The 25,224-nt window shown below is 53.5% G+C and carries 22 protein-coding genes; 10 read left to right on the top strand and 12 right to left on the bottom strand.

Annotation, left to right across the window (positions count from 1 at the left end):
- Window positions 1-33: 33 nt before the first annotated feature.
- The 5 genes from K7H08_RS12355 to K7H08_RS12335 are packed head-to-tail and all read left to right on the top strand — an operon-like array spanning window position 34 to window position 4,716.
- Window positions 34-819, top strand: coding sequence for an SDR family NAD(P)-dependent oxidoreductase (locus K7H08_RS12355; protein ID WP_038480302.1), 786 nt, complete (start codon window positions 34-36; stop codon window positions 817-819).
- Window positions 816-2,171 (top strand): NAD(P)/FAD-dependent oxidoreductase, encoded by a 1,356-nt coding sequence (locus tag K7H08_RS12350; RefSeq protein ID WP_231658133.1) that lies wholly within the window; start codon window positions 816-818, stop codon window positions 2,169-2,171. The genes K7H08_RS12355 and K7H08_RS12350 overlap by 4 nt, the downstream gene beginning before the upstream one ends.
- The gene (locus K7H08_RS12345; RefSeq protein WP_038480296.1) at window positions 2,168-2,932 is read left to right on the top strand and encodes a DUF1365 domain-containing protein; all 765 of its coding nucleotides are present in this window, start codon (window positions 2,168-2,170) and stop codon (window positions 2,930-2,932) included. Before K7H08_RS12350 ends, K7H08_RS12345 begins: the two co-directional genes overlap by 4 nt.
- On the top strand, window positions 2,929-4,197 hold the full coding sequence (locus K7H08_RS12340) for an SAM-dependent methyltransferase (protein ID WP_231658132.1): 1,269 nt from the start codon (window positions 2,929-2,931) through the stop codon (window positions 4,195-4,197). The genes K7H08_RS12345 and K7H08_RS12340 overlap by 4 nt, the downstream gene beginning before the upstream one ends.
- Window positions 4,198-4,716, top strand: coding sequence for a DUF2878 family protein (locus K7H08_RS12335; RefSeq protein WP_231658131.1), 519 nt, complete (start codon window positions 4,198-4,200; stop codon window positions 4,714-4,716).
- A gap of 28 nt (window positions 4,717-4,744) precedes the next feature.
- Here the strand turns inward: K7H08_RS12335 and K7H08_RS12330 are convergent, their stop codons facing one another.
- Window positions 4,745-6,586 (bottom strand): putative bifunctional diguanylate cyclase/phosphodiesterase, encoded by a 1,842-nt coding sequence (locus K7H08_RS12330; RefSeq protein WP_038480288.1) that lies wholly within the window; start codon window positions 6,584-6,586, stop codon window positions 4,745-4,747.
- Window positions 6,587-6,862: 276 nt separating this feature from the next.
- Here K7H08_RS12330 and fabA point away from each other — a divergent pair, with 276 nt between their 5' ends.
- Both fabA and fabB read left to right on the top strand, forming a co-directional pair.
- A complete protein-coding gene (gene fabA, locus K7H08_RS12325) occupies window positions 6,863-7,378 on the top strand; it encodes a 3-hydroxyacyl-[acyl-carrier-protein] dehydratase FabA (RefSeq protein WP_038480285.1) in 516 nt (171 codons plus the stop codon).
- A gap of 12 nt (window positions 7,379-7,390) precedes the next feature.
- Window positions 7,391-8,608 carry a beta-ketoacyl-ACP synthase I gene (fabB, locus tag K7H08_RS12320; RefSeq protein ID WP_038480282.1) on the top strand — a complete coding sequence of 406 codons (1,218 nt, stop codon included), beginning with the start codon at window positions 7,391-7,393 and terminating at the stop codon, window positions 8,606-8,608.
- Window positions 8,609-8,694: 86 nt separating this feature from the next.
- Here the strand turns inward: fabB and K7H08_RS12315 are convergent, their stop codons facing one another.
- The 4 genes from K7H08_RS12315 to K7H08_RS12300 all read right to left on the bottom strand — a co-directional run bounded on the left by K7H08_RS12315 (window position 8,695) and on the right by K7H08_RS12300 (window position 12,568).
- Window positions 8,695-9,429: a lysophospholipid acyltransferase family protein gene (locus K7H08_RS12315; RefSeq protein WP_231658129.1), complete on the bottom strand. Its 735-nt coding sequence runs from the start codon at window positions 9,427-9,429 to the stop codon at window positions 8,695-8,697.
- Window positions 9,426-10,316, bottom strand: coding sequence for a sugar nucleotide-binding protein (locus K7H08_RS12310; protein ID WP_038480276.1), 891 nt, complete (start codon window positions 10,314-10,316; stop codon window positions 9,426-9,428). The genes K7H08_RS12315 and K7H08_RS12310 overlap by 4 nt, the downstream gene beginning before the upstream one ends.
- A gap of 58 nt (window positions 10,317-10,374) precedes the next feature.
- On the bottom strand, window positions 10,375-11,019 hold the full coding sequence (locus K7H08_RS12305; protein ID WP_231658127.1) for a single-stranded DNA-binding protein: 645 nt from the start codon (window positions 11,017-11,019) through the stop codon (window positions 10,375-10,377).
- A gap of 169 nt (window positions 11,020-11,188) precedes the next feature.
- The gene (locus K7H08_RS12300) at window positions 11,189-12,568 is read right to left on the bottom strand and encodes an MFS transporter (RefSeq protein ID WP_038486465.1); all 1,380 of its coding nucleotides are present in this window, start codon (window positions 12,566-12,568) and stop codon (window positions 11,189-11,191) included.
- 171 nt (window positions 12,569-12,739) lie between these two features.
- Between K7H08_RS12300 and uvrA the strand changes: the two genes are divergently transcribed.
- Window positions 12,740-15,589 (top strand): excinuclease ABC subunit UvrA, encoded by a 2,850-nt coding sequence (gene uvrA / locus K7H08_RS12295; protein ID WP_231658125.1) that lies wholly within the window; start codon window positions 12,740-12,742, stop codon window positions 15,587-15,589.
- Window positions 15,590-15,776: 187 nt separating this feature from the next.
- Complete coding sequence (locus K7H08_RS12290) at window positions 15,777-16,517, top strand: Crp/Fnr family transcriptional regulator (protein ID WP_038480266.1); 741 nt, start codon at window positions 15,777-15,779, stop codon at window positions 16,515-16,517.
- 127 nt (window positions 16,518-16,644) lie between these two features.
- Here the strand turns inward: K7H08_RS12290 and K7H08_RS12285 are convergent, their stop codons facing one another.
- Both K7H08_RS12285 and K7H08_RS12280 read right to left on the bottom strand, forming a co-directional pair.
- On the bottom strand, window positions 16,645-17,439 hold the full coding sequence (locus tag K7H08_RS12285; protein WP_095604349.1) for a ribonucleoside-diphosphate reductase: 795 nt from the start codon (window positions 17,437-17,439) through the stop codon (window positions 16,645-16,647).
- A gap of 59 nt (window positions 17,440-17,498) precedes the next feature.
- Window positions 17,499-19,610 carry an adenosylcobalamin-dependent ribonucleoside-diphosphate reductase gene (locus K7H08_RS12280; RefSeq protein WP_120385953.1) on the bottom strand — a complete coding sequence of 704 codons (2,112 nt, stop codon included), beginning with the start codon at window positions 19,608-19,610 and terminating at the stop codon, window positions 17,499-17,501.
- Window positions 19,611-19,818: 208 nt separating this feature from the next.
- Here K7H08_RS12280 and K7H08_RS12275 point away from each other — a divergent pair, with 208 nt between their 5' ends.
- Entirely contained in the window at window positions 19,819-20,376 is a 558-nt protein-coding gene (locus tag K7H08_RS12275; RefSeq protein WP_038486463.1) for a hypothetical protein, read from the top strand.
- A gap of 9 nt (window positions 20,377-20,385) precedes the next feature.
- On the opposite strand, the gene K7H08_RS12270 is transcribed toward K7H08_RS12275, so the two are convergent.
- The 5 genes from K7H08_RS12270 to K7H08_RS12250 are packed head-to-tail and all read right to left on the bottom strand — an operon-like array spanning window position 20,386 to window position 25,148.
- A complete protein-coding gene (locus K7H08_RS12270) occupies window positions 20,386-22,425 on the bottom strand; it encodes a sensor domain-containing diguanylate cyclase (protein WP_231658124.1) in 2,040 nt (679 codons plus the stop codon).
- Window positions 22,426-22,448: 23 nt separating this feature from the next.
- Window positions 22,449-23,120, bottom strand: a complete 672-nt coding sequence (locus tag K7H08_RS12265) for an OmpA/MotB family protein (protein WP_231658123.1) — start codon at window positions 23,118-23,120, stop codon at window positions 22,449-22,451.
- A gap of 4 nt (window positions 23,121-23,124) precedes the next feature.
- On the bottom strand, window positions 23,125-23,940 hold the full coding sequence (locus tag K7H08_RS12260; protein ID WP_038480250.1) for a motility protein A: 816 nt from the start codon (window positions 23,938-23,940) through the stop codon (window positions 23,125-23,127).
- Between the two features lie 39 nt (window positions 23,941-23,979).
- Window positions 23,980-24,681, bottom strand: coding sequence for an RNA polymerase sigma factor FliA (locus tag K7H08_RS12255; protein WP_038480247.1), 702 nt, complete (start codon window positions 24,679-24,681; stop codon window positions 23,980-23,982).
- A 26-nt stretch (window positions 24,682-24,707) separates the two neighbouring features.
- Entirely contained in the window at window positions 24,708-25,148 is a 441-nt protein-coding gene (locus tag K7H08_RS12250) for a flagellar protein FlhE (protein ID WP_231658121.1), read from the bottom strand.
- Between the last annotated feature and the right edge of the window lie 76 nt (window positions 25,149-25,224).

Raw genomic sequence — 25,224 nt, 5'->3', positions numbered from 1 at the left:
TTGCATGCTAACAGGCCATTACAGGAGAGCATGATGAGCACATGGAAAACGCCCCAACGCATTTGGCTCACAGGTGCTACGTCAGGCATTGGTGAAGCGCTTGCCACAAAGCTCATCGCCCAAGGTCACCATGTTGTGCTTAGTGCTCGAAACCAAGAGGCGCTCGATGATTTATGTGACGGTCATCCCAATGCTTATTCGCTCCCCGTTGATATCAGCGACCACCAAGCAGTGATTGCAGCGGGTGAACAGATCAGCACATGGCTGGGCGCACTGGATATTGCCTTATTCAATGCAGGCACCTGCGAATATCTAGACGCGCAGCATTTTGATATGGCGCTGATTGAGCGGGTTTTCACTCCAAACCTGTTTGGTACCCTGTATGGCGTGGAAGCAGCCCTGCCATTATTAAGAGCTGCTCGCAAAGAGGGTAAACCTGCTCGCCTAGCCGCCACCTCTAGCGCATCTGCCTATTTACCGCTGCCCAGAGCCGAAGCCTATGGCGCCTCAAAAGCGGCTATCAGTTACTTTTTGGAGTCATTACGTCTCGACCTCGATCAAGAAGGCATTGATGTCAGCGTCATTCACCCAGGCTTTGTTAAAACCCCCTTGACCGATCGCAATGATTTTCCAATGCCCATGCAAGTCACCGCGGAACAAGCGGCCGATGCCATCATTGCCGGTCTTGTCAAAGGAAAGTTGGATATTCACTTTCCACGTCGCTTCACCTATCTGGTGAAATGTTTAGGAATTTTACCGCCTGCGCTGCGTCGTCATATCGGCCTACGCATGACAAGACGTCAAGAGGAGCAACAATGAGTGGCATAGCTTCACAGCGTATCGCAATTATCGGCAGCGGTATTAGCGGCATGGCAGCGGGTTGGTACTTATCCTCCCAGCATGAAGTCACTCTGTTTGAAGCAGACGGGCGTCTTGGCGGGCACACGGCCACGATGGACGTGGAGGTCGGGGGGAAGTCCTACGCTATCGACACGGGCTTTATTGTTTTCAATGACTGGACCTATCCCCATTTCCAACGCTTACTAGAAACGCTCGAAGTGCCTAGCCAAGCCACCGAAATGAGTTTTTCGGTGCATGAAACCGATGTTGATTTTGAATATAACGGCCATACGCTAGGCTCGCTGTTTGCCCAGCGGCGCAACTTGCTTAGCCCCGCTTTTTATCGTCTGTTACGCGACATCTTGCGCTTTAACAAACAAGCAACGGCTGACTTAGAGGCCAAGCGCCTTCCTAGCGACACAACGCTAGGCCAATACCTTGACCAACATGGCTACGGTGAAGCTTTTCAGCGACGTTATCTGCTGCCCATGGGAGCCGCTATTTGGTCAGCGAGCATTGGCGATCTACGCGCCTTTCCACTGACGTTCTTCGTGCGTTTTTTCCGCAATCACGGCTTGCTGTCGGTTAACCACCGCCCTCAATGGCACACCTTAGTTGGCGGCTCGAAACGCTACATCCCCAGCATGACAGCGCCATACGCAGCGCGCATTCATCTGAATACGCCTGTAACGCGCATTAAGCGAAACGCCACCGGCGTAATGATCACCACGGCACAAGGCACACAACGATTTGATCATGTCGTGCTGGCTTGCCACGCCGATCAGGCACTAGCGATGCTCGGCGACCCGACACCCGCTGAGCAAGACATTCTTGCCGCCATGCCTTATCAAGATAACGAGGTAGTGCTGCATACCGATACCTCGCTGCTGCCCCGGCGGCAGCGCGCCTGGGCTAGCTGGAACTACCGCTTAGATGGCAGAGGAGCAGACGAGCGGGTGTCTGTTACCTACAACATGAATATTTTGCAGCGATTGAAAGAGGCCGAGACTACTTTTTGCGTCACGCTTAACGACTCAAACAGCATTGACCCTGCGAAAGTGCTCGGACGTTATACCTATGCCCACCCCCAATTCACACTGGCAGGACAGGCAGCGCAAATGCGTCATGACGAGATATCCTCGGTTGCTCGGCGTACTCACTTCTGCGGTGCTTACTGGCGCAATGGTTTTCACGAAGATGGGGTATGGAGCGCGCTGCGGGTTGCCCAAGCACTAGGTTGTGATGAAGCCGCTGCGCCGCCAACAACGCCCACAGCACTCCCGGCTCATGACCTTATGCCCACTAACAGCGTTGGGGAGGGTCTCGGATGATTACCGCGCCTCGCTCGCGTATTTACCGCGGCACCTTGCGCCATCGTCGCTTCACTCCTAAGGAGCACGCTTTCAGCTACCGCGTTTGGATGGCGTGGCTCGACTTGGATGAGTTGCCGACCCTGTTTGACAATGTGCCTTGCTTTAGCGCCCGAAGGCCAGCACTAGCACGCTTTCGTCGCGAAGATTATCTCGGTCCTATTGATAAGCCATTGCGTACAGCGGTACGCGAGGAGCTAGTTCGTCAGTTGGGTAGTGCCCCCAGTGGCAAGATTTACGTACTGACCCAATTACGCACCTTTGGCACTGTCTTCAATCCTGTTTCGATGTACTACGCCTATGACCATCTTGGCAGGCTGGCGGCTGTCGTTGGTGAAGTCACTAATATGCCCTGGAAAGAGCGTACCTGCTATGCCTGTCGGATCGACCCTGCTCGTCATAGCCATCATGCAAGCTTTGACAAAGCCATGCATGTATCGCCGTTTAACCCCATGGAAATGACCTACCGTTGGAAGCTCAATGCACCCGGCGATCAGCTCTATCTGCACATGGAAAACTGGCAAAGCGGGCAGCGTCATTTCGACGCCACGCTCACGTTAGAGGCTGCGCCAGCGACACGCGGCGTTCTATTAGCAACGCTTGCACGTCAGCCCTGGATGAGCCTGAAAACAGTGGCGGGAATTCATTTTGAAGCGTTTCGCCTCTGGCTGAAGCGCATCCCCGTTTATAACCACCCTAAGCGCAAGGAAACTTCAAAATGACAACCCTGCGTTCTACGCCCCCTGACATACAACCAGTTAACCAGGATCGTTTCACTCGCTGGTTGAAGCCTCGCCTGATGACTCAATTAGATGCCTTCCAGGGTGGCCGTATTACCTTAATTGAAGGCAACCAGTGTCACCACCTGGGTCAAGAAGGGCCACTTCAAGTGACCGTCGTGATTCGTCACTCCCGCGCCTGGAAAAGGCTCGCGTTTGGTGGCACAGTGGGCGCAGCTGAATCCTATATGGATGGCGACTGGGATGCTGATGACTTAGTGGCCTTGGTGCGTTTGTTTGCGGCCAATTTGGATCACGTAAACGGTAAAATGGAAAACGGAAGCGCTCGTTTCGCCCGCTGGCTGCTTGGCACTGCCTATCGCTTCCAACGTAATAGCCTTTCCGGTTCAAAGCGTAATATCTCGGCACACTACGATATTGGCAATGACCTTTTTGCCACGTTTCTTGATCAACGCCACTGGATGTACTCGAGCGCTGTTTTCCCTTATCCAGAAGCCAGCCTGGAAGAAGCGTCTACCTACAAACTCGATATCATGCTCGAAAAGCTAGATGTACGCCCAGAACATCACTTGCTAGAAATTGGTACTGGCTGGGGTGGTCTTGCAATACACGCCGCCAAAACTCGTGGCTGCCATGTCACTACCACCACCATTTCTGAAGAGCAGTACGCCCATACCGCCCGTCGCATTAAAGAAGAGGGGCTCGACGATAAAATCACTCTGTTAAAGCAGGATTATCGTGAGCTGACAGGTCGCTACGATCGACTTATTTCTGTTGAGATGATTGAAGCCGTCGGCCACCAGTATTTGAACACCTACCTTGAAAAGGTCGACAGCCTGCTGACCGACGATGGCCAGGCTATGCTGCAAGCCATCACTATCCGAGACCAACGGTTTGAAGAAGCCAAGCGGGATATGGACTTTATTAAGCGCTATATTTTCCCCGGTGGTTTTTTGCCGTCTCATCACGCCATGCTAACCAGTGTGATGCGCAAAACCTCACTGAACGTAGTCGCGCTTGATGAAATTGGCCAGCACTATGCCCGCACCCTACGCGAGTGGCGCCATCGTTTTGAAACCAGCCTAGAGCAGATAAGGCAACAAGGGTACGACGAACGGTTTATTCGCATGTGGCGTTACTATTTGTGCTACTGCGAGGGGGGCTTTATTGAGCGCTCTATTGGTACGTGCCACTTGTTGCTAGCGAAACCAGCCGCCAAACCCGAGCCGTTAACGGGCGCACTATAAATGGCTAGCCCACGCTGGCAAAGCTTGCTGTTCAACGCACTACGCTTCGAAGTGGGCTGGCTGCTGTGCGTTCTGGGGGGATCATGGGTAGCTGCCATTATGGGAAGTGCGCTGCTAGGCTGGCATTTCTGGCGCTGCGCCAAGCCCGGCGAATGGCGTTTCATTGGTGTGTTTGCGCTATTGGGGTTAGCGTTGGACGGAGGCCTTCATTTGGCAGGAGGTTTCGACTTCGGTGAACACACCTTGGTGGCTGGTTTACTGCCACTGTGGCTTTGGATGTTGTGGCCGCTGTTTGCAACACTAGTATTTCACTCGCTTGCTTGGCTGTGGCAATACCCAATGATTGCGGCGGTTTGCGGTGCGGTCAGCGGGCCACTGTCTTATGTTGGCGGCGCAGCGCTCACCGGCGTTAGCTTAGCCCCCTGGTTACTACCGGCACAGGCCATTATTTGGGCGGCGCTGTGTTTGTGTATCAGTCGTTACGCTAACCACAAAGTCGCTGCTTCTGGCGTTCATTAATACTTGCTTCTAGCATGGCGTTTAGCGTTCACGAAGGCATTGATTCAGCCAGTATGCGCGGCACCCAACGTTGCTCAAGCTCCGCAGCAGGTAAGGGCCTAGCAAAATAGAACCCTTGCACTGACGTACAACCGGCGTTAATCAGAAACTGACATTGCGCTTGAGTTTCTACGCCTTCGGCGACCACTTCCAGTCCCATCCCCTCTGCCATCGCCAACACAGCCGTGACAATCGCGGCATCTGCTTGGTCATGAGGCAGTTCACGAATAAACGCACGATCTAGCTTAATTTTATCTACCGGCAATCGCTTCAAATAACCAAGCGATGAATAGCCAGTACCAAAATCATCGATTGCAATCGCATAGCCTTGGTTACGCAGCGCCTGCAGGCGAGGCCCCATATCCCCGGCACGCTCGTCCAGCAAAACAGATTCTGTCAATTCCAAGCCAATTTGCGACGTTTTTAGTTGGTAGCGTTCTAAACAACTAGACAGCTGAGTTTCTAGGTCTCCCTGAAAAAGCTGCAGCGCAGAAATATTGACCCATACCGTCACTTTCGGCATACCGCTGTATTGCCAGTGCGCCTGCTGGGCACAGGCTTTTTCGATCACCCAACTACCGAGTTCGGCCATCAATCCATGACGTTCAGCAAGCGGTATAAAATCGCCCGGAGAGATCATGCCATCCTCAGGGTGACGCCAGCGCAGCAGCGCTTCCATACCCACTAAATCGCCAGTTCCTGGATGATGCTGCGTTTGGTAATGCAGCTCCAGCTGATCACCGGATATCAACGCGGCCCGCAAATCGCTCACCAGAGCAAGCTGGGGATTATCTTGTTTATCCAGCGCGGGGCGAAACCGCTGGCTAAGATTACGCCCTAAGCGTTTGGCACTGTATAAGGCAGACTCTAGCCGCTGAAAAAGCACGCCGGAATCACTGCCATCTTCAGGGGCACGACAGCTACCAATCGTTAACCCCAGACGTAGCGATTGATCTTTTATTTCGAATGGTCGGCTCATGTGCTCACGCAGGGTCGCTACCCACTGATCATGGTCATCAAAGGTGGTCGTGCGAATCACCATAAATTCATCACCACCCAGCCTACCCACTGCGCTGCCAGCCATATAACCCGTTAATCGTTGGGCAAAGCGCGCTAACAAACGATCCCCCTGCTCGACCCCTAAGCTGTCATTCACCGATTTGAGCCCATCAATATCAATCAACGCCATATCCAAACTTTCACCTGCTCGTAGATGGCGCAGCCGAGAGGACATCAGATCGTGTAAGCGCCGCCGGTTTGGCAATCCCGTTAGCGGGTCTTCATAACCAATTCGGCGCAGATCACGCTCGCGTGCTTTTTGGGAGGAAATATCGGTAAAGAGGCTGATAAAGTGAGTAATTTTGCCACGCTTGTCGGTAACCGCACGGACCTTTAGCCACTCAGGGTACTCATCACCGTGCTTGCGGCGATTCCACATCTCGCCCTCCCAACGGCCAGTCGCCTTTAACGTGCTCCAAAACGTCTGATAAAACGCTTTATCGTGACGCTGAGCCGCCAACGTCTCTAGCTTACGGCCAATCATTTCCTGGCTTTCGAAGCCGGTAATTTGAGTAAAGGCGGGGTTGACCGTCAAGACGCGGTTATGCACATCGCTGATGACAATGGCGTCACTCGCCAACCCTATTGCATCTTGCGAAAGACGTAGCCGTAAATGTTGTTGGCGTATTTGGTTCCAAGCATCCCACATGCCAAATGCAACCAAGCTGGCCGCCACCATACGTAACGCCGAGTCAGGCACCCACACACAAGCGGGCAGCGCTATTAGCGCCAACCACACCAGCGGACGATTAAGAGAAACAGACAGCCACATGGCGGTTTAGTGTGTCCTATAAATGAGCCAAATAGGGCATGGGTTACAGATCTGGCATCATGCCGCTTAACAAAAAAACATGGATACACCATATTACGTCAATAGGGCGTTTATTGTGCAGAATCGCGTATTTGAAATAACGAAATACTAACAACCTCTATCGGCAGACAGGTAAAAAGCTGTAGAGAAAACACGATAAGTGCCCAACAACGTGCATTCAGAGGTTTCGGGAAGTAGACTAGACCCAACTACCATCTTGATACTCGGAACGATTCAGTGACCAAGCAACATTCCTTTGATCGCGAAGAACTACTGGCCTGCTCGCGCGGTGAGCTATTTGGCCCAGGAAACGCACAGCTTCCGGCACCCAACATGCTGATGCTCGATCGCATCATGCACATTCACGAAGAAGGTGGTGTGCATGGTAAAGGCGAGCTAATTGCCGAACTGGACATCACTCCGGACCTGTGGTTTTTTGATTGCCACTTCCCCGGTGACCCAGTCATGCCAGGCTGCTTGGGGCTAGATGCCATGTGGCAGCTTGTGGGTTTCTACCTGGGTTGGCTTGGCCACCCAGGCCGTGGACGTGCACTGGGCTGTGGCGACGTTAAATTCAGCGGCCAGATTCTACCCGACGCGAAAAAAGTAACGTATCACATTAATGTGAAGCGCATTATTACCCGCCGACTTATTCTAGGCATCGCCGACGGCACTGTGTCCGTCGACGGACGCGATATATACCAGGCTAATGATTTGCGCGTTGGCCTATTCACCTCCACTGCGAATTTCTGACAGGAGGCTCCCATGCGACGAGTGGTAGTCACCGGCCTTGGCATCGTATCGTGCTTAGGCAACGACCAGCAACAGGTCTTAGACGCGCTCAAAAACGGGCGCAGCGGTATTCGTTTTAAGGAAGAGTACGCCGAACGCGGCTTCCGTAGCCATGTCGCGGGTAGCGTCGACATCGACCTTGATTCTCTCATTGACCGCAAACTTCGCCGATTTATGGGCGACGCGGCAGCGTATGCCTATGTATCTATGGCACAAGCCATTGAGGATTCGGGGCTCTCTGAAGAGCAGGTGTCCAACGAACGGACTGGGCTTATAGCCGGGTCTGGCGGGGCATCCAGTGCGAATCAGGTAGAAGCAGCCGATGTCATGCGCGAAAAAGGCCTACGCCGTGTGGGGCCATACCGTGTTACCCGCACGATGGGCAGCACCGTGTCAGCATGCTTGGCAACGCCATTTAAGATAAAAGGCGTTAATTTTTCTATCTCCTCCGCCTGTGCGACGTCTGCTCACTGCATTGGTAGTGCGATGGAACAAATCCAGCTTGGTAAGCAGGATATCGTGTTTGCCGGTGGTGGCGAAGAAGAGCACTGGACCCTTTCTTGCTTATTTGATGCGATGGGCGCCCTTTCAACTCATTACAACGATACGCCAGAGAAAGCCTCTCGCCCTTATGATCAAGCACGCGATGGGTTTGTCATTGCTGGTGGCGGTGGCATGTTAGTTCTTGAAGAGCTGGAGCATGCTAAAGCCCGTGGCGCCAAGATATACGGCGAATTGGTGGGCTACGGCGCCACCTCCGACGGCCACGATATGGTTGCCCCTTCCGGGGAAGGTGCGACGCGTTGCATGCGTCAGGCCATGGCGACGGTTAAGGGTGATATTGATTATATTAACACCCACGGCACGTCTACGCCGGTGGGCGATGTGGCTGAGCTGAAGGCGATCCGTGAAGTGTTTGGCAATACCACACCTGCTATGAGCTCAACCAAGTCGCTTACCGGCCACTCGTTAGGCGCAACCGGCGTTCAAGAAGCGATTTATTCGCTGCTAATGATGCAAAATGACTTCGTCGCTGCCTCAGCTAATATCGAGAATCTTGATGAGCAGGCAGATGGGTTCGACATCGTTAGAGAGCGACGTGATGGCGTTACCATCGACCGAGTGCTCTCCAACAGCTTTGGGTTTGGCGGCACTAACGCTTGCTTGGTTTTTCAGCGCTTTAATGGCTAATTCCTAGTCATGCAGTGCATGTGCAATACGCTATAAAAACGGCGCCTTAAGGCGCCGTTTTTATGTTCATCGAAAGGTTGCTTAACTTAACGAGAAGCTGGCCGAGGCACCTCTGAAATCTCTTGCAACTGCCCTTCAATCCAGGCTTCAACATCAACCAGTACCTCATCGGGTGTACGGCCTGCAGTTTCTATAGGCGCACCAATACGAACCCGAAGCACGCCGGGGCGCTTTACCCAATGGCGACCAGGCCAGCGCTCACCAGCATTATGCGCCACTGGCAGTACCGGTACGCCTGCTCGGCAGGCCACCACGCTACCACTCTTGTTGTAGCGCTTTCGGGCCCCTGGGTCGACACGCGTTCCCTCTGGAAAAATAAGCACTGAAAGCCCCGTTCCCAGTCGCGCGACACCCTGCGTCAACACCTGCTTCATAGCGCGGGCAGGCTTCGAGCGATCCAGACTAATCGGCCGCAACAGACGTAATCCCCAACCAAAAATAGGCAGTCGCAATAACTCCTGCTTTAATACCGTGCAAACGGGCGGCTTCATCACCTGCAGAAATACCGTTTCCCACTCACATTGGTGGTTGGCCTGGATCACACAGGGGCCCGCCGGAATATTTTCTCGCCCCTGAATGTCGTATCGCACGCCACACGCAACTTTGAACCACGCCATCAAAAAATGGTTATAGAGGTTTAGCAAACGATAACGGGCAGCCAACGGCAAAAACGGTGCAATTGGCAAAAAAAGAATGCCAATCAACAGCATGGCAGAAAAATATCCCACATAAAAAACCAAGCTGCGAACCAGATTGATCAAGCCAACTCTCCTGTCCCTTCGCCCTGCTGTTGTTCCCGCCTCAAACACCACGCATCCAGCATTCGTCCTACCTCCAGCCGCCATGGCTTCTGGTGAACACCAAACACATCAAGAACACGGCGGCAATTAAGGACTCGCCGCAGCTTGGCATCATGGTGATGATTAAGTGCTTGTACTTCGCCAAGGGCGACACTTTCGCCGCGACCTTCCAGATGGGTTGCCAGTTGGGTGCGAACCATTGAGGTAAATGTAAACGCACTGACAGGCTCGGTGCCCGCTAAGTGGTAAGCCCCCCAAGCATCGGCCCCACAGACTTGCTGCTGCAGCATGCCTATCAACGCCATGGCGACAGCATCGGCAGACGTAGGGCAAAAAATGACATCCTCAGCGGCGCGAGCAGACTGCCCAATCATCAAGCTGTCGATTATTTCGTTTAGCCACGCATGGCTGCCTTCCAGCGCAAACAAGGGGCCTAAGCGAACAATGAGATGTCGGTGATACTCAGCACGAATACGATCGCCCGCTTGCACTAAGCGGCGCAGGCTCTCATCCCTGGGAGCAGGCACCACATGTTCATCGATGGGGATTTCAAAACCGTCTTCGTAAAGCTGGTCTGAAACACACCACACCAACGCAATGCCTTGTGCCTGGCATGCATCGACGCAGACATCAACGGCATCAGCGTGTGCCATTACATCGGCAGGTGCCATACTGAGCGGGTGCGCTAATGGGGGAATAATCACCGCATCAGGTGTTATCGCCTGGAGTTGAGCGGAGGTAATCGTAGTACCCTGCTCAATAACAAGCTCAGTATCCGTTCGACGACTGGCTTCTCGGGCTAATGCCAAACTTAAGCAGTGCCCCGCATCTAGTATCAGCAGCTTCAAGACAGAACCTCCCTCTCACCTAACCCCAGGAATGTGGCGAAATATTCAGTTCAGGCGGTCAGAACGGAATTTCGTCGTCAAAATCATCGAAGTTGCCTGGATCGGGGGCCCCATAATTGCTGTTTTGATTAGCTGGGGCTGGCTGGTTGTGTTGTGGTCCACGAGCAGGCTGGGGCGCGCCGCCATAGTTACCTTGAGGAGCACCACCTTGGGGAGGATAACCACCCTGCTGTGGCATACCGCCACCCTGATGCCCCTGAGGGACCGCATGCTGAGGAGCTGAGTGCTGCTGAGCCGGCGCACCTTGCGCAGGGTTATTTTGTGCGTAACCACCTTGAGGGGCTCCGCCACCCTGGAAGTCGCCGCCACGGCTATCTAGCATCTGCATATCGTTAGCCACAATTTCCGTGCTGTAGCGATCTTGACCATTTTGGTCTTGCCACTTACGGGTTTGTAGGCGACCTTCAATGTATACCTTAGAGCCCTTTTTTAGGTACTGCTGGGCAATCTCAGCGGTTTTATTGAACAACACAATGCGGTGCCACTCGGTACGCTCTTGGCGCTGTCCGCTTTGGCGGTCCATCCAGGTGTCAGACGTCGCCAAATTCAGGTTTGCTACCGCCGTTCCTGAGGGCGTAAAGCGTACTTCAGGGTCTTGGCCCAGATTACCAATCAAGATGACTTTGTTAATACCGCGCGCCATAGGTCGCTCCTTTCAATAATCGGTCATATATCAATACCAGTGCCGTCAAGGGTATCACTGATACGGCTGACAGGCCTGAATGCCATGCAGCAAATGTGTGTAAAAGCTTCGCTATGTGTTTAAACCTGGAGGTGTAAACGCTTGCTGTACAAATGATCAGAGATGGTCGTTACGTCTTAGGTGGTGATAACAATCTCGTCAGCGCTGCTTGATCGAGTTCTTTGCGATTCACTTTCAGGTACATCAAGCGCTCCTCCGGCACCACCATTACATCTTCCACGCCCACGACATCAGCAAGATGTTCCATCAACAGATTTAATGCATCAGGCTGCGTATCGTGTAGTGCCACGACTTCACTGGAGAGAGGCGGTGGTGACGGCATACGCCACATCGCCAGCCACCACAGCAGCGCTAGCCCTGCACAGCCGAAGAACACCGCATCAAGCCCCCATAGATTCGACAACAAGCCACCCAGCGTGCCTCCTAAAAAAGCACCCAAAAACTGGCTGGTAGAGTACACCCCCATCGCGGTGCCTTTAGCACCCGCGGGTGCCAACTTACTGAGCATTGATGGCAGCGTGGCTTCGAGCAAGTTAAATCCTGTAAAAAAAACAAATAGCCATGCGAACAGCCAGCTCTCTTGGGAGAATGGCAGCCCCAGGCTGCCCAAGCTAATGACAATGGCGCCGATTGCCAGCAAGCATATTAATTTCATGCGCTGGTATTTCTCGGCCACGATCACCAGCGGCACCATAGCAATAAACGACAGCGCCATAATCGCTAGATAAGCCAGCCCGTGATACTCAATCGCGACGCCTGCATTTAATAGACGGAAAGGAACAGCAACAAAAATCGCCATTAACACCAGATGCAGCGAAAAAATCGACAGATCTAGCCGCCATAAATCGGGGCGCGTAATAACACTTTTAAACTGCTGGCGATCCATCCCCACATCGCGGTGGCGCAAACGGCGTGGTGCGGGCGGCACCCATCGCCAAAGCACCACTAAACCGACGAGCGTTAACAGCGCCGTAAACCAAAAAACGCCCGCTAGGCCCGCCCAAGCCGCCAGCCAGGGGCCAAGAACCATGGCAATCGCAAACGACACGCCAATGGAGAGCCCAATCGTGGCCATCGCCGCCGTCCGCACCTGCTCACGGGTTTGGTCGGCCAGTAGCGCCATAATCGCTGCAGCAACGGCACCACAGCCTTGCAGCGCGCGACCCAAAATAACCCCGCCAATGGAGTCTGCCATAGCAGCGACCACGCTTCCTACGGCAAAAATCAGTAAGCCCATGGCAATAACGCGCTTACGACCAATACGGTCTGACAGCAGCCCAAAGGGGATCTGTAGCGTTGCCTGAGTTAGTCCATAGACACCTAATGCGACACCAATTAACAATGGGGTAGCGCCACTTAAGGTGTCAGCGTAAAGCGCCAACACCGGCAGCACCATAAACAACCCCAGCATACGAGACGCATAAAGCCCGGCTAAGCCGCTGATTGCACGGCGTTCAGTGGCCAGCAGCAGTGCGGAAACCTTGCGCATAATACCCTTGTGGTCAATAAAGGGGCTGAACAGCCCGAGATAACCGTCCATTCTAGCGCTTTGTATCCACGCTGGAAACGCCAAGCGCTGACCCCATATCAATATGGAGCTTTGCCGGGAGGGGTACAGCAAACGTATAATTACACTTTTGCCACGCGATTCGAGGTGTTGATGGACAGCATTCTGGTCAGGGGTGCACGCACCCACAACCTCAAGCAGATCGATGTGGAGCTGCCCCGCGACAAACTTATCGTCATTACCGGTCTATCCGGCTCAGGTAAGTCATCGCTGGCGTTCGATACGCTCTACGCTGAGGGGCAACGCCGCTATGTGGAGTCGCTTTCCACCTATGCGCGTCAGTTCCTTTCGATGATGGAAAAGCCCGATGTGGATCACATCGAAGGGCTTTCGCCTGCGATCTCTATTGAGCAGAAATCCACGTCCCACAACCCCCGTTCTACCGTCGGCACGATTACCGAGATTTACGACTACTTGCGCCTACTATTTGCCCGGGCAGGCACACCTCGTTGCCCTGAACACGGCGAAGAACTGGAAGCGCAAACTATTTCCCAGATGGTCGACCAAGTCATGAACTTGGCCGAAGGCACCAAATTGATGCTGCTGGCGCCGGTGGTAAAAGGTCGGAAAGGGGAGCATCTGCAGCTACTGGCAGAACTTCGGGCTCAAGGCTTCGTCAGGGTTCAGATTGATGGGCAAGTACTTGAACTTGACGATATTGCCCCGCTCGACAAGCGCAAAAAACATGATATCAGCGTGGTGGTTGACCGTTTTAAGGTGCGCGATGATATTGCCCAACGTCTAGCAGAATCGTTTGAAACCGCAATTAATCTCGCCGACGGCACGGCGATGATCCACTTTATGGATGGCGATCAGGAAGACCTCGCCTTTTCGGCACGCTTTGCCTGCCCGGTGTGTGGCTATTCGCTTTCTGAGCTTGAGCCGCGGATGTTTTCGTTCAACAACCCGGCGGGAGCCTGCCCCACCTGTGATGGCTTAGGCGTTCAGCAATATTTTGACCCCGACAAGTTGATTAGCCACCCCGAGCTATCGTTAGCAGAAGGCGTGATTAAAGGCTGGGATCGGCGCAACATTTATTACTTTACCCAACTGCAGGCGCTGGCTAAACATTATCAGTTTGAGCTTGAAACGCCATGGGTTGAGCTGGCCAGCCATGAGCGTGAGATTATTTTAAACGGTAGTGGCAGCGAACAGATTCCCTTTGTGTATGTGGGTGACCGTGGCCGCAAGGTAACGCGCGAGCACGCCTTTGAAGGCGTACTACCCAACATGCAGCGCCGCTATCGGGAAACCGAATCCAATATGGTGCGTGACGACCTGGCCAAGTATATCGCCGTGCAGCCCTGCGCCACCTGTGGCGGCTCGCGGCTGCGCAAAGAGTCACGCCATGTGTTTGTCGATGACCATAACATTGCCGATATTGTGCACTTGCCTATCGGTGAGGCATGGCGCTACTTTGCCGAGCTTTCCCTACCGGGCCGCAAAGGTGAGATTGCCGATAAAATCGTTAACGAAATTCATGCCCGGCTAGAGTTTTTGGTTAACGTAGGGCTCGACTACCTGAACCTGGAGCGCAGTGCTGACACGCTCTCGGGGGGCGAAGCCCAGCGTATCCGCCTCGCCAGCCAAATTGGCGCGGGGCTGGTGGGCGTGATGTACATTCTGGACGAGCCCTCCATCGGCCTGCACCAGCGGGATAACGACCGCCTGTTGAAAACCCTGGAGCGCCTACGCGACCTGGGCAACACCGTGATCGTGGTTGAGCACGACGAAGACGCCATTCGCGCTGCGGACCATGTCCTCGACATCGGTCCTGGTGCAGGTGTCCATGGTGGCGAAATTGTCGCTCAGGGCACGCCTCAAGACGTGATGGACAACCCCAATTCGCTGACCGGCCAGTACTTGTCGGGAACGCGGGAAATCGCTGTGCCCCCCTACCGCATTCCCGGCAATCCGGAAAAGCAGTTGGTGGTGCGCGGCGCTACGGGCAATAACCTGCAAAACGTCACGCTCAGCCTGCCGCTGGGGCTGTTTATTGCCGTCACGGGGGTTTCCGGCTCGGGCAAGTCGACGCTGATCAACGGCACCCTGATGCCGATCGCGGCCCGCGAGCTTAACCGCGCCACTACCTTGACCCCGGCTCCCTATGAGAAGGTAGAGGGGCTTGATCAGCTCGATAAAGTGATCGATATTGACCAGAGTCCTATCGGTCGTACGCCGCGCTCAAACCCAGCTACCTATACCGGTATTTTCACCCCGATTCGTGAGCTGTTTGCGGGCACTCAGGAAGCGCGTTCGCGAGGCTACAAGCCAGGCCGGTTCAGCTTTAACGTTAAAGGCGGCCGCTGCGAAGCGTGCCAGGGCGAAGGCATGATCAAGGTAGAGATGCACTTCCTGCCAGATATTTATGTGCCCTGCGATGTGTGTAAAGGCAAACGCTACAACCGCGAAACGTTGGATATCCACTATAAAGGCAAAACGATTCACGAAGTGCTGGCCATGACGGTAGAGGACGCCCTGGAGTTCTTCAGCCCAGTGCCTGCTATCGCTCGTCGTTTGCAAACCCTGTTGGATGTAGGCCTCTCCTATATCCGCCTAGGGCAAAGTGCCACAACCCTTTCTGGCGGTGAAGCGCAGCGTGTCAAACTGGCCCGCGAGCTAGCCAAGCGTGACACGGGGAAAACGCTTTATATATTGGATGAGCCCACCACTGGCCTGCATTTTGAGGATATCCGCCAGCTACTCACGGTACTCCACCGCTTACGTGATCACGGCAATACCATTGTGGTGATCGAGCACAACCTGGATGTGATCAAAACGGCTGACTGGATTATTGATCTTGGCCCAGAAGGTGGCTCCGGTGGTGGACAAATTATTGCCGAAGGAACACCAGAACAGATTGCCAAGCAGAGCGTTTCCCATACAGGGCATTTCCTGGCACCGTTGTTAAAACGTGGTAATCGTGCCAAAAAAACCGCCTAGCGCCACTTCCAGGGTGGGTAACTCCCCCCTGGAAAATGACAGCGATATGCCTGCCCCTCCCCAAGGACGACAAGAGAGCAGAAAAGACCAAGCAACATAGGACGGCCCTGTTTATATTGATTAACGTTTATATTGATCAACAACGCGGCCTGTTAATCGTTGCTAACCTTTTTAGGAGAAGGAAGCTGTGGATCAGGATAAAAGCTGCATTATTAGCCACTTCAGTCACTACTGCTCACTAACTGAAGCAGAAAAAGCGCTATTAATCGAGTTGGAAGAGAGTCCTACCGATATCAAAGCAGGGTCACTGCTGTGGGAAATTGACGCCCCCGCGAATGAGTTTTGCACCTTGCGCAGTGGCTGGGCTTACTCCTATCGACATTTAGAAAACGGCGATCGGCAAATTCTGGAAGTATTTTTGCCTGGCGATATTATCGGTTTGCGAGAGTTTGCGTTTTCCAGGCGGCTGGAAAACGTGCGCATGATTACTGACGGCGTGGTCTGCCATTTTCCCCATAAGCGCATGCTCGAGCTATTTCGTCAGTCACTAACGCTGACCTCGGTGATGTTTGCCATTGGCAGTCGCCATCAGGCGCTACTAACGGAACGGCTGGTCAACTTAGCGCGGCGTAGTGCTAGGCAAAAAATGGCCCACTTCCTCCATGAAATGTACCTACGCTTACGCCAGACTAATCATGACATCAGCGAACAGTTCCGTTTGCCACTTTCTCAAGAACAGTTAGCCGACATTCTAGGTTTGAGCCCGGTTCATGTGAGCCGAACCTTTAGCGCATTGAGTGAAGATGGCTTGGTGTTCCGTGACCGCCATAACGTCACTATTCCCGATTTAAAGGCGTTGGCTACCGAGGGGGAATTCGACGACTGTTATTTAACCGATAACGTCAGGCCGCTACTTGTTAGCGCCTGAGCCCTAGCGCCTGAATCAACGGCAGATTATTCGTTTTTAAACTTTTCTATCCTTAAAATAAGCAACGCCGCGTGGCTCTCTAGACCACGCGGCGTTGTTGGTTAGCGTTCTAGTGGGTTTGTCTGGCTTAGCCGCACTTAGACCAGCCGCAGCCTGCATAGCAGGTTGGGCAGCCATCCATCATAATAAGCTCACCGCGACACTCAGGACAGTTACCCACGGTTGCCGGGCCACTGCCTTCAGGCTTTTTTACGGCGTTTTCTTGCTCAGCGGCACCGCCAATCGGCTCCACAGCGCTAACCGCTGAGCTGGTCTCTGGCTCGTCGACCGGTGGTTGCCAAGCATGGCCATGCTGCATGCGGTGCGCATAACGCTCTACCAACATTTCTACCGGTACTTGGTTACCATCCTGGTCCAAGAACCCGCGCCGATAAAGAATCTGCTGGATCGACCAGGCAATCGCCGCCACTTCGGAATCGTGGAACATTGGCTTGTTCCAACGGTTCATACCACAGCGCACTAACCCTTTATCCCACGCCACTTTACGCAGGTCAGCCACTGCCTGGGTGACATATCCCCCGCGCGCAGCAAGGGAAAGGCTACGCATCGTCGCCGTAATCCATTGGTGCTCGCTGGAAAGCTGTCCTGATGGGAAAAAGAACTCAACCGGGCGCTCAATGACCACACGTCGGCCACCCACCACGCCTTCCACGGGCATAAAAGAGACCAGCAGATAGACTTTTTTGCGACCTTCCGCCCCCACATAAGAGATCTTTTCGGATACCGCTTCTAGCGTTCCTTCTGGGCGCGAGGGAATCCTGACCGTCAGCGGGTCTTCTTCCGGAAGTTCAGGGGCAGGCGCTGCCTGCTCCTGCTGCTTGATACGGTAACCAACGATTTTTGAGGTAATTTCTACAGCCATGGTGTTCTCCACTTAGCAAAGGGTGTCGGGCGATGTTCGTAGCGAGGCGTAGCCCGCCCTCACCATTTGCCGTAGGTGCCCTCTTTTAAGGCATCAAACAGGTTCGCGGCGTTATGCTCTTCACCGTCGTAGACCACCGTTTCATCGCCGGCCAGTTCTAAGGTCTCGCCATTTTCCAGCTCAAACACGTAGGTGGTGTTTTTTAAATCATCTTCACGTACCAGAACGCCCTGAAACGCTTCTGGGTTGAAGCGGAATGTAGTGCAGCCTTTAAGGCGGCTCTCATACGCCTGTAGGTAGAGATCCTGGAATTTCTCAAACGGGAACTCTGTCGGCACGTTAACTGTTTTAGAGATTGCCGAGTCGATCCACTGCTGAGCGGCCGCCTGCACGGCCACATGCTGCTCAGGCGACACGGAGTCTGCGGTAATAAAGTAGTCGGGTAAATCGCTTTCCACCGCATCGGCGGCAATAAAGTGACGATAAGCGGCTAACTCGAACGAGACAACTTCAACCTGCTCTTTGGTTTTCTTACCCGATTGAATGATATTGCGGAAATAACGGTGCGAGAATGAGGGTTCAATGCCGTTGGAGGCGTTATTACCCATCGACAGCGAAATCGTGCCAGTGGGCGCAATAGAGCTATGGTGGGTGAACCGTGCACCATGTTCCGCCAACTGTGTGACCAACTCAGGATCGAGCTCAGCCACTTTCGCCATATACTGGCTATAGCGGGCATGTAGAATACGTCCTGGTACTTTATCACCCACTTCATAACCATCGGCAGCGAGTTGGGGGCGCTCACGCATCATTTTCGGTGTAATCGTATGCTCTTGCTCAAGCACAGGCGCCATGCCTTTCTCTTTAGACAGCTCTAGCGCTTGCTTCCAGCCTTCCAGCGCGAGGTGGCGGCTAACTTCTTCGGTGAAGGCCAGCGAAGCTTGAGAGCCATAGGGAATTTTAAGCATGGTCATCGTTGAACCAAGCCCCAAAAAGCCCATGCCGTGGCGGCGCTTGGCTTCAATCTCACGCTGTTGCTGCGGCAGTGGCAAGCCAGCAATTTCCACTACGTTATCGAGCATGCGAGTGAAGATCGCTACCACCTTGCGATAGCGTTCCCAATCAAAGCGTGGCTTGTCGCTAAACGGCTCAATCACAAACTTGGTCAAGTTGACCGATCCCAGCAGACAAGCACCTTCTGGTGGCAACGGCTGCTCACCACACGGGTTGGTCGCCCGGATATCTTCGCAGAACCAGTTGTTGTTCATGCGATTGACTTGATCAATCAGAATAAACCCAGGTTCAGCGTAGTCATAGGTCGAGGACATAATGGTGTCCCACAGCTCGCGCGCTTTAATGACTTCAACTACACGGCAAGCCACGCGGCCTTCATCATCGACCGTATAGCCCTCTTCAATGACGGGCCAGTCGCGATAAATCAAATCGCCCGCTTTTACATCGTCTTTTTCACCAGGGTGCAATGGAAACGCCAGCGGCCAGTCGGCGTTGTGCTTCACGGCTTCCATAAATTCGTCGGTAATCAACAGGCTCAGGTTGAACTGGCGCAGACGACCGGCTTCTCTCTTAGCTTGAATAAACTCACGGACATCAGGATGACCAACATCGAAGGTGCCCATCTGAGCACCTCGACGTCCACCTGCGGATGCCACGGTGAAACACATCTTGTCGTAGATATCCATAAACGCCAGCGGCCCGTTGGTGCCAGCACCAGCGCCAAACACAAACGCTCCCTTATGGCGCAGCGTCGAAAAGTCGTAGCCAATACCGGCGCCAGACTTCAACGTCATGCCAGCATCAACGACGGAGTCGAGAATATCGCGCATAGAGTCGCGAATAGTGCGCGAAACCGTGCAGTTAATCAGGCTGACCGCAGGTTTGTAGGCTTCAGCGCCCGCATTGGAAAGGATTCGTCCGGCAGGAATGGCTCCGTTTTCTAATGCCCAGCGGAATTTTGGCAGCCATTCGTTAGCATTGTCACCTTCAACCGCCGCTAACGCTCGTGCGACACGCTCAAAGGTAGCACCCACATCCTGATCAACAGGTTGGCTATGGCGATCTTTTAACCGATATTTAGCATCCCAGATATCTTTTGAGGGAACCTGTAGTGGGACGTCATTCGAAGTCTTCATAGCCTTTGCTGCGGTGCTCATGTCGCGAAACTCCTTCACAACGGGGTGAAATTAGCGCTCAAAACGGTGCGATTATACGTTCTGCGGTTATGAAGTATAGACTTGACTTTACACTATATGCGGCATTTTTCTTGTTAAAGACTACTACATATAGAAAAATCAGCGCGTTACCTTTTGCTTATCGTCAACAAACGATAGGCTAATGTTTTTCTTGTGCGATGCCACCCTTATGCCTACTTTAAAGCCTTTTGCGTTAGCGACCTTCAGCGCCATACTTTCCAGCACTGCGCTGCCTAGCATGGCAGCAACGTTCAATATTGATGCCGCGCAATCACACAATCATTGGCAGTCAATGGCGCTAACATTAGGCAGTGAGCAACACTTTCGTGCTGTGGAAACCCATAGCTATTCGGATGCCACCTTGAGTTTGAACGCGACTCAGGGTGTTTGCGACTTACCGTGGCTGGAAATGCGGGTCACGTTGGCTGAGCAACAAGGCGAAAGTCGCGCGGTTAACTTAGTGCCTACCAGGATCCGAGTGGATGACACACCGATCATCGATACCATGGCCGAGTTTATTACCGAGCGAGGCGATGATGGGTTTTATGCGCACTTCTACCTGAGCGACCTGCAAACATTAATGGCGCAAATGAGCCAGGGAGAACAGCTGTTTATCGGTTTCGATCAACAAGATAGTGAGCCTTGGTATATGACCTTTAGTCTTGATGGTGCTGATGACGCCATAGCGAGAATACAGCGCTTATGCGGCCGCGCCGACGACCAATGATGCTGCGTATCACTGCACGCTTTTTTCGGCGATTTCAACGCGGTTACGCCCATTACGTTTAGCTCGGTACATCGCAGCATCGGCCCGGGCGATAATGGTTTTGCAGCTATCATCGGGCTGCCATACTGCGACACCGATGCTGACCGTTATCGCTTGGCCCAAGCCCTTCACCTGCAGTGTTGCCACTAGACCACGCAAGCGTTCAGCAAGCCCTTCTGCGGCCTCCATACTGGAGTGGGTCGCCAATACCACAAACTCTTCCCCTCCCCAGCGCCCCAAATGATCACAGCCCCGCAGTGAGCTTTCCACCATGCGTGCTAGCGAAATCAGCACATCATCGCCCACGCTATGGCCGAGGGTGTCATTGATCTGTTTAAAATAGTCGACGTCAAATAACAACAGCGCGAAAGCCGCCCCATAGCGTTTTGCTGCTACCAGCTCTGCATCAATAGCCTGCTCGATGCGGTAGCGGTTCCACACCTGGGTAAGTGGGTCAAAATGTGCCAACTGTTCTAACCGTTGATTCGCTTCTGCCAGCGCTTTACGCTCGCGCTCCAGATGCATATTGAGCGTGCTGATCTCATAAGCCGAAATGGCCAGCGTCAAATCTTCCCCCAGATCAATCGCGGCTAGCCGCTCAACCCGTTGCCAGGCTTCGCTTTTTCCTGTGACCTCCTCGCACCACGCGTCAGAAGGCGACATCATCATAGGCGGTAGTGATGCAGAAGAGGGCTGCATCGCCCAGTAGAGCGTCTCCACTTGTTCAGGGCGAAAAAACATCAGCCAGCCGCGCTGAACAGGGTTAGTAGGCAGCGGCACGGCGAGCACACCACTCTGCTCTAACATGTCTAAAGAGGACGTTAGCGGCTCTTTGGCTGTCTCTTGGGTACACCATGGCCCACTATGGATATGGGCTTTTTCAATTCGTGTGACCAACTGGCTGATCGTTTCTGGCTTGGGCGTATTGCCTGATTGATAGATACTGCCTTTCACCCATAACGCAACGCCATTGGCACGAAAGAGCGACTTCCATGTCTCGGCATGCTCCGTAAACAGCTGATAAGGCCCCTGAGGCTTTAAGCGATTATTGCTTGAAAGCACCAGGCTATCTTGTACACGCTGCAAATAGCGCGCTTCTTGGCGAGCTCTCAGCAGTAACAGCCGCTGCGTAGCCATTTGCACCAAGGTACGTACCGCATCTCGTACGGGCGGCGCTACAGGGTAAGCCGCTGCCGAGTGGCAGAATAGCAGCCCCCAAAGGCCGGTATCTCCCTGCATCGCCACGCTTAGTGCACCGCGTACGCCAAGTCGTTGTAAGTACTGTTGCCGCTCAGGGGCCGGAGCGCGCAAGAAGCAATCACTTACATCTACCGCCAAACTCGTCGGCAGTAAGTGCTCACAGGGTGCTGCGACATCCTGGATCAGCCGCACCGGATGGCGCTCATAGGCGCGCCGTAGTGCGATAGGGAAGTCCTTGGCGGGAAAGCGCTGCCCTAACAAGGCAGGTAAACGAACTACCGGCAACTCGGTATCGGGCTGAACGCGCCCCTTAGCTAACGACTCGGCCACGATTAACCCATGCCAATCACTATCGAAATGGCATACAGATACCCGGTCATGCCCGGTTAATTCTTGAACGGCTATCACCAGATAATCAAGCAGTTCTTCTTGATGTGTCGCTTCCGCTAAACGCATCAGGCGTTCGTTCACCGTGCCAAGTAGACGCTGCTTACCGAGGGTATGAAGGGGCTCTATCTCAACTAACACATGCGCACCGGCACGGTAAGCATGTAACTGGAAACGGTTTGATCGAGCGGGACACTTAAAGGTGAGCGGCCCCGGCAAACGCTGCTGACCTTGTAGCTCGTAGCGTACGCGCTGGCTTAAGCGCTTGCCTAGAACGCTGGAGAGCGTTGGGAGACACCCCTCACGAAGGCTTATTCTCAGCAATTCAACAAAGTTGCTACTAAACGCCTGTATGCGCCGGCAGTCAGCATCGAGCACCAGTAATGCACCGAACGACTGTAGTAGCGAGTGATGCTTCAACACAGAGATGGCCTCAAGAAATCTCTTTACCCCTCAGTCTGCTGCCTTAGCAACAGTTCAACGCGCCGGTTGGCAGATCTACCTTCCGGTGTTGCGTTACTTTCCATGGGTTGGGTATCGGCGTAACCGACTGCCCGCATACGTGAAATAGCAACTCCCTGACGCTCAAGATGCCTGACCACCGCAATGGCGCGCCCTACCGAGAGATCCCAATTTGAGGGGAAGCGAGAGGTAGCAATGGGAACATTATCCGTATGCCCTTCTACTGAAATTTGACCCTCAAAGGATGCTAACACTGCCAGAAGGCTTTCTAACACATCTTGCCCCTGGGGCGTTAGTACGGCGTCACCGCTAGGGAAAAGCAAGCTGTCGTCGATACGCAGCGTAACACCTTCTTCACCTTGAGAGACACTAACCCCTGGGATATTAAGCTCCGTCATTCGCGGCTTTAGCCCGCTGTGACGTGGGTGAATACCGGTTGCTAAGCTGGCCAACGGAAGCGAAGTGATAGCACTTGTAGAACGCATTCTATCGCGATCAAAGGCTTCCCCTCCCCCCGGCGGGGTCAATGCAAGCAGTAAGACAAACAGCGTGATTAACAGCGTTAATACGTCTAAATAGCTCGTTAGCCAACCTTCATCGCCCTCCCCTGACACAGTGGGCAATTCCAGTGCGTGCCGTGAATCACGATCTAGCATAGCGCTATCCTTTTGCCGCAGAACTAACTGTTGGCCGCGGTTTTACAGAGGCATCACGGATCTCGTCATGATAATTAGCCACAAAGGAGTTGAGCGTTTCTTCAATAAAAGAAGGCAGCCGCCGTTTAGTAATTAGCGAAATGCCCTCCAGCACCATGTTCATGGTGATAAGTCGCTCTTCCGTGCGCCGCTCTAGCTTGACGGCAATCGGTTTGAACACCAGGTTGGCGAGCAGAATACCGTAGAACGTTGTCAGCAGAGCCACCGCCATGCGCGGGCCAATAACGTCAAGGTCACCTGCATCCATCACTTCCAGCATATTGACCAGCCCCACCAAGGTGCCAATCATGCCAAACGCGGGTGCATAGGTGGCCATGGTACGAAATATCTGCGCCTCAGCATGCTCCCGCGCCTTTAATCGTGCGATTCGCCAGCGCAGCATATCGAAAATTTCGTCCTCTTTCGTGTTAGCAATCACCAGTTGAATCCCGGTGCGCAAAAAGGGGTTACGGGTATGCTCTAGCTCCTTCTCAACCGCCCTGACATCGCCTTTGAACCACAGCCGTGCCATGGAAACCAGTTCGTTGATATCATCTCGCACATAGGTGTTTTCACGCCGAAACACCAACCCCACCAGGCGCACCACGCGTAGCACTTCTTTCAGCGGATAACTAATAAAGGTAGCCGCCAAGGTGCCCGTCACCACAATGGCTAGCCCCGGCAAGTTGATAAAGCTTTCTGGCGACTCTGCAGTAAAAAACAGCACGCTTACCAGCAAAAGCATGCTGGCAAAAATACCGATCAGCGTAGATGGGTTCATCAACGGCTCCTCGCCGGTTATTCGTGATTGATAGTAGCGTTAGGTGGTGTCATATAAGCGAGCGCGAAGCCTGCTAATCGCTTGGCTGTGAAGCTGGGAGACACGGGATTCAGTCACACCCAGCACCGCCCCGACTTCTTTAAGGTTCAGCTCTTCTTGGTAATACAACGCCATCAGTAGTTTTTCACGTTCAGGTAAGGCATCGATCGCATCAATTAACGACTGACGCTGCTGTTTATCTAACAACTGTTCGAAGGGCAGGTTAGTGGCTTCCTCTTTCGCAGACTCGGCCCCTTCGGCCACCAGCTCTTCAAAGGGCAACAACTGGCCACTGTTCGTATCGTTGAGCAATTGCTGATACTCACTAAGCGGCATATCCAGGTCACGCGCGATTTCACCCTCTTCCGGCGGGCGCCCTAACTGCTGCTCAAGACGACGCACCGCATCATCCACAGCTCTGGCAGAGCGGCGTACACTACGCGGCAACCAGTCACGTGTTCGCAGCTCATCCATCATGGCACCGCGAATACGCTGACTTGCAAACGTGGCGAACGTTGCCCCCTGGGTCGCATCAAAACGCCCTAGTGCCTCTAATAAGCCCACCATGCCGGCTTGAATAAGATCATCCAACTCAATACTTGCGGGTAGTCTTACCTGCAGCGTTAAGGCCTGACGTCTTACCAGTGGCATGTACTGGGTTAACAGCTCGCTCTGTTTAATCCTGCCTTGTGCTGTATACATCCTCGTGCCTCACGGCTGAACTCTGTTCACTGGTAATTCACAATCACTTGCAGTTCCTGCACCCGTACCGGGCGCTGGCCCGGCGTCAACGCAAAACGAAAGTACAGCGGCCCACTGACCTGTTTACCGGCTAACGCAGTGGTTGAACCTCGCATAGCAGTCAAAGGAACACACTGCTCAGGGTGGCATAGCCACGCATTAATCGGCGCATTAACCGGCATTTGAAAACGCCAGTGAATACGCTCTATCGCAGCATGCTCTACCTGCGCCCCTGCCGGTGGTTGAATGGGCTGGCTGCTGACAGCTCGGTCACTCATCGCTACCAGTACGCTGGGCACCTCACTACTCCAACTGCCCGTAGCGGCATAAACACTCATGGTGATGGCGCTTAGCGCCATCACCAACACCAAAACCAACACGGTTTTGAAGTTATCAACCTTGAAGCTAGCGATCTCAAAATAGCCCATTATGTTAAAACTATGTGCGTAACTATCGTGTTGTAATAACGCTTCTTGAAACCAGCGAGCATAGACATTGTTATTC

The organism is Halomonas sp. IOP_6 (genome assembly GCF_021151565.1).
Classification (GTDB): domain Bacteria; phylum Pseudomonadota; class Gammaproteobacteria; order Pseudomonadales; family Halomonadaceae; genus Vreelandella; species Vreelandella alkaliphila.
This window is presented reverse-complemented; position numbering and strand designations above follow the sequence as displayed.

Excerpts from the sequence above, each read along its gene's own strand:
- K7H08_RS12265 (WP_231658123.1), bottom strand. The coding sequence starts at position 23,120 with ATGCTAGATCGTGATTCACGGCACGCACTGGAATTGCCCACTGTGTCA.
- uvrA (WP_231658125.1), top strand. The coding sequence starts at position 12,740 with ATGGACAGCATTCTGGTCAGGGGTGCACGCACCCACAACCTCAAGCAG.
- K7H08_RS12345 (WP_038480296.1), top strand. The coding sequence starts at position 2,168 with ATGATTACCGCGCCTCGCTCGCGTATTTACCGCGGCACCTTGCGCCAT.
- K7H08_RS12250 (WP_231658121.1), bottom strand. The coding sequence starts at position 25,148 with ATGGGCTATTTTGAGATCGCTAGCTTCAAGGTTGATAACTTCAAAACC.
- K7H08_RS12355 (WP_038480302.1), top strand. The coding sequence starts at position 34 with ATGAGCACATGGAAAACGCCCCAACGCATTTGGCTCACAGGTGCTACG.
- K7H08_RS12260 (WP_038480250.1), bottom strand. The coding sequence starts at position 23,940 with ATGAACCCATCTACGCTGATCGGTATTTTTGCCAGCATGCTTTTGCTG.
- K7H08_RS12275 (WP_038486463.1), top strand. The coding sequence starts at position 19,819 with ATGCCTACTTTAAAGCCTTTTGCGTTAGCGACCTTCAGCGCCATACTT.
- K7H08_RS12350 (WP_231658133.1), top strand. The coding sequence starts at position 816 with ATGAGTGGCATAGCTTCACAGCGTATCGCAATTATCGGCAGCGGTATT.
- K7H08_RS12340 (WP_231658132.1), top strand. The coding sequence starts at position 2,929 with ATGACAACCCTGCGTTCTACGCCCCCTGACATACAACCAGTTAACCAG.
- K7H08_RS12300 (WP_038486465.1), bottom strand. The coding sequence starts at position 12,568 with ATGCGCAAGGTTTCCGCACTGCTGCTGGCCACTGAACGCCGTGCAATC.
- K7H08_RS12335 (WP_231658131.1), top strand. The coding sequence starts at position 4,198 with ATGGCTAGCCCACGCTGGCAAAGCTTGCTGTTCAACGCACTACGCTTC.
- K7H08_RS12280 (WP_120385953.1), bottom strand. The coding sequence starts at position 19,610 with ATGAGCACCGCAGCAAAGGCTATGAAGACTTCGAATGACGTCCCACTA.
- fabB (WP_038480282.1), top strand. The coding sequence starts at position 7,391 with ATGCGACGAGTGGTAGTCACCGGCCTTGGCATCGTATCGTGCTTAGGC.
- K7H08_RS12285 (WP_095604349.1), bottom strand. The coding sequence starts at position 17,439 with ATGGCTGTAGAAATTACCTCAAAAATCGTTGGTTACCGTATCAAGCAG.
- K7H08_RS12255 (WP_038480247.1), bottom strand. The coding sequence starts at position 24,681 with ATGTATACAGCACAAGGCAGGATTAAACAGAGCGAGCTGTTAACCCAG.
- K7H08_RS12305 (WP_231658127.1), bottom strand. The coding sequence starts at position 11,019 with ATGGCGCGCGGTATTAACAAAGTCATCTTGATTGGTAATCTGGGCCAA.
- K7H08_RS12330 (WP_038480288.1), bottom strand. The coding sequence starts at position 6,586 with ATGTGGCTGTCTGTTTCTCTTAATCGTCCGCTGGTGTGGTTGGCGCTA.